This is a genomic window from Methylorubrum sp. SL192 (assembly GCF_026672325.1).
Lineage (GTDB): Bacteria > Pseudomonadota > Alphaproteobacteria > Rhizobiales > Beijerinckiaceae > Methylobacterium > Methylobacterium extorquens.
Genome location: NZ_JAPPQV010000002.1, coordinates 25,839 through 32,994, shown reverse-complemented (window position 1 = coordinate 32,994; position 7,156 = coordinate 25,839). Strand labels below are relative to the sequence as shown.

General features: G+C 59.0%; 3 protein-coding genes. 1 reads left to right on the top strand and 2 read right to left on the bottom strand.

All coding sequences use genetic code 11. From position 1 onward, the window contains the following. Nucleotides 1–24: 24 nt before the first annotated feature. Nucleotides 25–2,865, top strand: a complete 2,841-nt coding sequence (locus OVA30_RS01020) for a hypothetical protein (RefSeq protein ID WP_268174289.1) — start codon at nucleotides 25–27, stop codon at nucleotides 2,863–2,865. A gap of 470 nt (nucleotides 2,866–3,335) precedes the next feature. Here OVA30_RS01020 and OVA30_RS01015 read toward each other — a convergent pair whose 3' ends face one another. Beyond that, nucleotides 3,336–3,647, bottom strand: coding sequence for a hypothetical protein (locus tag OVA30_RS01015; RefSeq protein ID WP_268174288.1), 312 nt, complete (start codon nucleotides 3,645–3,647; stop codon nucleotides 3,336–3,338). 149 nt (nucleotides 3,648–3,796) lie between these two features. Beyond that, complete coding sequence (gene mobF, locus OVA30_RS01010) at nucleotides 3,797–7,147, bottom strand: MobF family relaxase (RefSeq protein ID WP_268174287.1); 3,351 nt, start codon at nucleotides 7,145–7,147, stop codon at nucleotides 3,797–3,799. Nucleotides 7,148–7,156: the final 9 nt, after the last annotated feature.

The following is a 7,156-nucleotide window of genomic DNA, read 5'->3' as shown; positions in this document are numbered from 1 at the left end:
TAAGCAAGACTAGAGGAATCTGGGATGTCGAGCAACGGGAAATTCATACAATATTTTGGCTACGGCACTACGGGAGCAAATACATTAGATACGCTCTACACCGCGTATAACTCAGCGGACCGCTCTGCTCTTGCAACCTTAAATACTCAAGCACAGGCAGCAGCAGCTGCCGCTGGTTTGCTTGCTGCGTTGAATCCAGGCGCGGCCATGTCGGCCGGCTTATTTGCAATGAATGTACAAACTACAAAGGCAATACGAGATTTCAAAGCTGATGGTAATTATCTAGCGCTTGCTTCTTCCGTTGCGGCAGTCATAGGCAACGGCCTCGTTGTAGCTTCAGCGGGAGCCTCTTTTCTTCAAATAAAACCAGCGGCAATCGCTCTAGGTTGGACCGGAGCTATAGTTGATATTGCGGCTATCGTTTTAAACGATCCAAATCGGGCAACTCAATTTGCGCAATCAGTTATTGATGTCGCTGGCAGCGTTGGGTCGTCATCTTTATATCATCTTGGTTCCTTTCTCAGCAATGCCGCGACAGTCTTAAATAAGGCTATTTCGCACCAACCTTTGGAGTCCGATTTAAACAATTTGGACCAATACCCATTTACTCCGATAGCCCACGGGTTTGGAGTTCAAGAGATTTCCGTAAAAAGCAACATACCGGGTCAGAGTCCAACGGTTGAGTGGAGCGACTCAAATGGATCTAAAAAGGTATTTGTATCCGGGCAGCATATATCAACGTCAGTAAACAATGCGGAATTCACATTCGCCGCAGACACATCGGCAAATATTTTTACTCAAGGGTCCACAATATATCTACAGCATGATAGCAACAGCTATCTTGGCTTGTTTTCCGAGCAGAGTAGTTCCGTTGTACATGGAATTTTCGGAAGTACATCTATGAACCTTGGAGGAGTCGGCAGTTCTGCTACGGTGTATGGACATCACGGAGCTGGCGGCTACGTTGGCCTGATTGAAAGCAATCAAAAACTAGTATTAGGTAATTGGGGTTTCTCGGTGGCGACCGCACCCAACGTGAAGAACCTAGAAGTTCGGGGCGATCAGGCTAACATTACGTTTGCTGCAAACACCTCTGGCAACATTCATGGCCAGGGGACAAACGTCTATCTGCAGGCCGACAGTAACAGCTACGCCGGCTTCTTCGGAACGGGCACGGTCAGTGGCGTCCGTGGAAGCACCTCCATCAATCTGGGAGGAGATGGAACACGCGCGACCGTTTACGGCGAGCATGGCGTCGGTGGTTACGTCGGACTTGTGGGAAACAACCAGAGCCTGACGCTGGGCAACTGGGGCTTCTCCATCGCGACCGGCTACGGCCTCAAGAACCTGGAGGTCATTGGTGACCATGCCAACGTGACATTTGCGCATGACACGACCGGCAACGTTCATGGTCAGGGAACGAACCTCCATCTGCACGGCGACAGCAACACAAACGCAGGGTTCTTTGGATCAGGAACAATCAGCGGAGTTAACGGGAGTACACGCCTGAACCTCGGCGGTAATGGTACTACCGCCACTGTCTATGGCGGTGGGTACGTTGGGCTTATCGACCATAATCAGTCCTTAACGCTCGCAGATGCTGGATCCTCCGTAGGTACTGCGTCAAACCTGTCAGGACTAACGATATACGCCAACAATTCGACGTTCCACTTTGCAAACTCCGTGTCCGCTCATGTCGTTGGAAAAGGCAATAGTATATCTGTAGGAAATAGCAGCAACGTGTCCGTAACTGGCAGCTCAAACAACGTGAATGTTCATGGAATTGGAAGTAGCATCAGCATTGGAGGGAATGGTCAATTTGCGGCAACAGAAGAAGTAAACTTTCTCCATTTTGCATATAGCGGGAATTTCCATCAGAATGCTGATTCAAGGGTTGAGGTAACTGGCAATCACCTTAATATTTCAGCTGACGTTAATACTACAACTTATATATTCGGCGATGGCAACAACACCACTCTTACAGACAACAATACGGTAAACTACAGCGGATATGGCAATACCTTTAATGGGTTTATGTCTTATGGAGGGTGGGACGGGGGTTATAACACATACTCTGGCGGATTATGGAGTACCAGCAATCATTACAACGTACCACCAAATGATGGGTTCCAATCTTTGACATTTTATGATAATAATTGGAATATTACTTACTACGATCCGATCGTTTTAAGTCTTGATCGCAAGCCGCTCTCCACAGTTAGTGTCGAGGAGTCCGCGGCGTTTTTCGATGTCCATAACGAGGGAAATTACATTCAGACTGGGTGGGGCTCACCAGGCTCCGGTTACTTAGTCGATACGACTAATGGGCGAGATTATGTACACTCAAATAGGGATATAATCCACTCATTCGCACAGCTAAGCAGCTACGATAGCAATGCAGACGGTGTATTAGATGCCAAAGACAGTGCGTGGAACAATCTAGAGATATGGGTCGATACCAACGGAGACGCGTCATTCGTCAACGATAGCTTTTTCAGTTTTGAGGAGATCGGAATTCAATCTATTGATTTGTCGACAACAAGCAGCTGGCGGTATAACAACGGTAATATAATCTCTTTCGAGGGAAATTTTACTTGGGATGACGGGTCTATGGGCGATATCGCCCAAGTTGAGTTTCAATATTTGCCGGACGCTGAAACGATTAAGAAGATATTTGCTGCCCCAGAAATAGACATCAATCAATTTATCGAAGGAATGAATCCCAATAATGCGTCAGATTATTCCAATGGAGATAAAGTAGACTTCTCAACAATGAGAGTTTTTGCATCAAGCAACCGTGACGGTTATTTGGTCGATAATTATTTGGAAAATTTCATAATTAATGAGAATACGTTGCTTGTATAAAACACAAGACGTCAGTAATAAATCAATCACAAAACAGGTATCGCAGCAGCTGTATATTCACTGCGGTACCTGACATGCTCGGTATTTTGGACCGCGCCTGGTGAGACCCTGCCCACACCCCCCAACTGTGGGATAGCCAACAGGTCAATCAGGACCGACCTCTCCCAGCCTCAACGCTCCCCTAGAGCCTGCTCTAGGGGAGCGCTTGAAAATATGAAGCATAACCGTTCCGCTAAATGGTCTTCGGATTATGGGATGTGTAGGGGCAAACCTCCTGGCCCTGTGCGAAACGTGGCGGTGAGGCTCAGCGGGTTCAGTTCCGTAAGCTGCCCTTATGCGAAGAATGACGAACAAAAATTGGCTCTGATTGCGGCATTTTACTGGGGTTTAATTTCCCCCCTCCGAGTGCGGAGGGAGGAAATATAGTCGTGTCGTAGCTGCGAAATTTAAATATAACTCACCGGCTATATTTAGTTTGCGCCATCACTGCTTAAGAAAATTATCTTTTCTAAATTGTCTTTTGATGTATAAATACTTGAACCTCCGGAAAAAACAATCTTAACTAAATGTACTTGACCATCTTGGTTTCCGTTTTTTATTATGTGGTAAATCTTACCTATTTCAAAGACAACCTCAATTGCATCTGCATTAACATAACCGCCAAATCTATACAAAAGAAGTCTAATATTTGTATGTGCATCGTCGACAACGTAAGTTTTGACGTCATTAAAACCTTCCTCCATACTAAATGAGTATATCTCTATCCCGATCAGTTTTGTCATCTCGCCTCTCCACCGCTGGTGGGAGCTTCCGCTCCAGGACGAGGTTTGCGCACGGCTGTCGAACTGTCAAATTTCTAGGTATAAATGGCTATTTATCCGGACAATGGGCACAATTCGAGTTGTTGCTTATTCCAAGTCTTATTATAGGATTACTTTCTGTAGGCTGGTGGCCCGGCTTTTGGTCGTCTGACAGCGGAGGAGCTAACGGGCTCTTCTATCGCTCGCATCCGATCTTGCGACATGCCCATAGCCTCTCTGGCAGAGGCGCCGCTCGGGAGCGCCTCCTGCAGCGCGGCGGCGATACTTCGGGCTTGGCGCCTCAGCCCCTGCCCCAGGATCGCCGCCAGCCGCCCGAACCGATCCCGCCACCCCAACGCGTCGAGAGCGCGCGGGATCGCCCGCTCCGACCCGTCTGGACGCGGGATCGGGTAGCAGGCCGGCGCACGCAGGCGCTCGTCCATGCGCTGCCGCAACGCCTGGGCTACCGACGATGGCTCACGGTTGGTAAGCGGGGCGATCCCGGCGATCGCCTCTCGCCAGGCCACCTCGCGCTCCAGCCCCATCCTGCCGCCGGGCGGTACGGGGACGTCGCGCGATCGGACTGGCGCACCACACCAGCCGTGCAGGTCGGTCCCGGCGTAGTCGGCGACATTCGCCTTGCCGCCGCTGCTCGCGCTCTCCGCTAGATAGGCCTGCATGATCTCGCTGTGGCCGATCGGGGCGAGCCCCGAGTCCGCGCCGCTGCGGCTGCCCGGCAGTCCACGCTCCTCCGCCCGGATACCGGAGCGCGCCGCCTCCAGCCGCTCCCGGATCCGGTCGGTGTCGACGAAAAGCCGCGAGCTGCACCGGTGCCGGGTCATCGCCACGTAGGTCGCCTCCGCCCCGGTGCCACGCAGGTCAGCCACGAACGCCTCGTCGACCGTCACCCCCTGCGCCGCGTGCACCGTCATGGCGTAAGCGTGCTGGAGACGCGGCACCTGCGGCTCGTCTCGTTCGCGGAACCCGACCAGCGCGCTCGCCCGGGCGCTCAGTCGCGCCCCGTCCTTCGCGAGCCGCAGCGTCAGCATCGGGTCGTCCGCGTCCCCTGAGAGTGCCTCGATCCTGGCGAGGTCGGCGTTGCGGATCGTCTGCCCCTCGACCTCGACACTCTCCCCGAACATCACCTCGTCGCCGACCGTCAGTGCCAGCGGCTCGGAGTGGCTGCCCCCGCGCGGGATCGCAGCGATCTCGACTTCCGCCCCCTCCGGCAGCAGACCGTCGCGCTTGAGCCGGTCCCGGATCCGCGCATTGAGCTCGCGCACGTCCTTGTTCCAGCCCGTCAGCACAATCCGCGTCCGCTGCGCCCCTTCTGGGTCGAGGCGGCTCTCGGCATACGCGGCGACCAGGGCCTGCATCGTGGCTTCGCGGTCCGCTCCCCAGGTGATCGCGCCGCCCCGGTCGTAGGCCTCCAGCGCGCTCCCGGTCCGGCCGGCGGCGAAGTCGATGCTCGCCGCCCGCATCCACGCTCCCTCCGCCTCGCTGCGCCCACGCTGCCGCTGGATCTCGTCCATCCGAGCAGCCCCCAGCGCCCGGACCAGCAGCCGCATCGGCGCGCCCGCCACCACCGGGGCGAGCTGGCGCGTGTCGCCGCTCAGCACCAGCTTCGCCCCGGCCGCGCCCGTGGCCTCGACCAGCGCAGCGAGATCGCGCGTGCCGATCATCCCGGCCTCGTCGGCGATCACCGTCGTCCGCGGCCCCAGCGCGATCTCGCCCTTGTCGATCCGGTTGAGGAACCCGGTCACCGCCCGCGCCATCGCCTCGGCGGTCGCCGTGTCGGTCTGGATCACGCTCACCGCTTTCCACGATGGCGCGATGGCCCAGACCTCGCCGCCGCTGGCCCGCACCGCATCGGCGACGCTGGCCATGGCAAACGACTTGCCCGAGCCGGCGCTGCCCTCGACCACGCTGACCCCGTCGCGGTTCAGCGCGTGCCGCACCGCCGCCCGCTGCTCCGCGCGCAGGCTCGGCCGTTCCGCCAGCACCCGCCTCACCACCGCCTCCGGCACGAACGCGCGCTCGTCCTGCCGGCCGTAGGCCCGGCGCAGCATTCCTCGCTCGGCCTCAATCATCTCAGGGGTCGCGTACACCGCCTCGCCCTCGGCCGTGCGCCCGACCGCGACCACGCCCCCGTCCCTGCGCAGCCGCTCGACCTCTTCCAAGACCGCATCGGCCCCGGCCTCGCATTGCAGCGCCTCCGCGACCCGCTGCACGAGGTCGCGCTCCTCCACCACAGCCTGCATCGCCAGCGCCTCTGTAAGGCCGACCTTGGCCAAGCGCTGCCGCCGCTCGGCCGCCGGGCCTACCCGCGCCTCCCGGATCCCGTCCGCGGCGATCCGCACGCCCTCGAACACCGCCCCACGCGCCCAGCCGGCCTGGATCAGCTGGCGCTCCCACTCTACCTCCAGGGTAGCCAGCGGCGTCTCCCGGTCCTTGCGCGCCCGCGTGCCGTGGGCCGCGGCCTGGGCCGCGACCCGATCTTGGGCCGTGTCGAACCCCCGCTCCCGCGCCGCCCGCTCGATCGCCGCGCGCCGCTTAGAGAACAGCTCCAGCACCGGCTCGGCCACACCGGCGATCTCGAAGTTGCGCCCGGCTCGCACCGCCTCGTAGCCGAGCTCCGCTCGAAGGCCGCTGGCCAGCTCGCTCCGATACAGCGCCGCGATCCCACCGGCGTTCTTCAGGATCGCGCGGTTGTCGAGGCCTCCGGTCGAGCCGTTGGCCCGGACGCACAGGTTGAGCAGCACCGCGTGGCTGTGCAGCTGCGGATCCTGCGCTCGCGAGGTGAAGTGCCGGTACACTGCCGCGCTCACCCCCGCGGCCGGCGCGCGGTGCCGGCCCTGTGCCCCGGTCCGTGTCACGATCAGGCCGGCCGCGTGCGCGTAGTCCAGCGCCCGGCGCACCGCCCAATCGTGCGCCGCCAGGATCCGGGCGCGCTCCTCCGGGCCGGCGAAGGCGGCCAGCACGCTTACGCTCTTTGGCGCGGCGAACTGCAGGTCGTAGCCGACGCTGCGCCCGCCGTTGGCCGAGGCCCGCACCAGCGGCTCCAGGCTCTCCGGATCGCGCCCAGCCGCGAGGTCGCGCAGCACCCGCCCATCGACGTCGCCCCCGTCCGGGCAGAGGCGGAATGGGTCGCCGAACCAGCCCGGGCCGACCTCGGATCCGGAGCCGCGCGTCCACCACACCCCGTTGGCCTCGCCCGCGCCGTTGTCGGTATAGTACGCGACTTGGTCGCGGCCCTCGGTATGACCCTGGCGCAGCGTCGCCAGCGCCCGGTCGAACGCCGCCGTGTACGCCGCTTCGTAGGCCGCGCTGCCCTCCGAAGCCGCCGCGTCCGCGATCTTGCGGGCGTAGGCCGCGGCGGTGTCGTCGAGCGGGCTGTCGGGCGCGCTCAAGCCGGCCTCGCGCCGGATCTGCCGCGCCATCGACTCGTAGTATTCGACGCTTGTGATCCGCGTGCAGGTCATCATCGCCTG

What these genes read in the sequence shown, in the direction of transcription:
- OVA30_RS01020 (WP_268174289.1), top strand. Translation starts at nt 25, where the DNA reads ATGTCGAGCAACGGGAAATTCATACAATATTTTGGCTACGGCACTACG.
- OVA30_RS01015 (WP_268174288.1), bottom strand. Translation starts at nt 3,647, where the DNA reads ATGACAAAACTGATCGGGATAGAGATATACTCATTTAGTATGGAGGAA.
- mobF (WP_268174287.1), bottom strand. Translation starts at nt 7,147, where the DNA reads ATGACCTGCACGCGGATCACAAGCGTCGAATACTACGAGTCGATGGCG.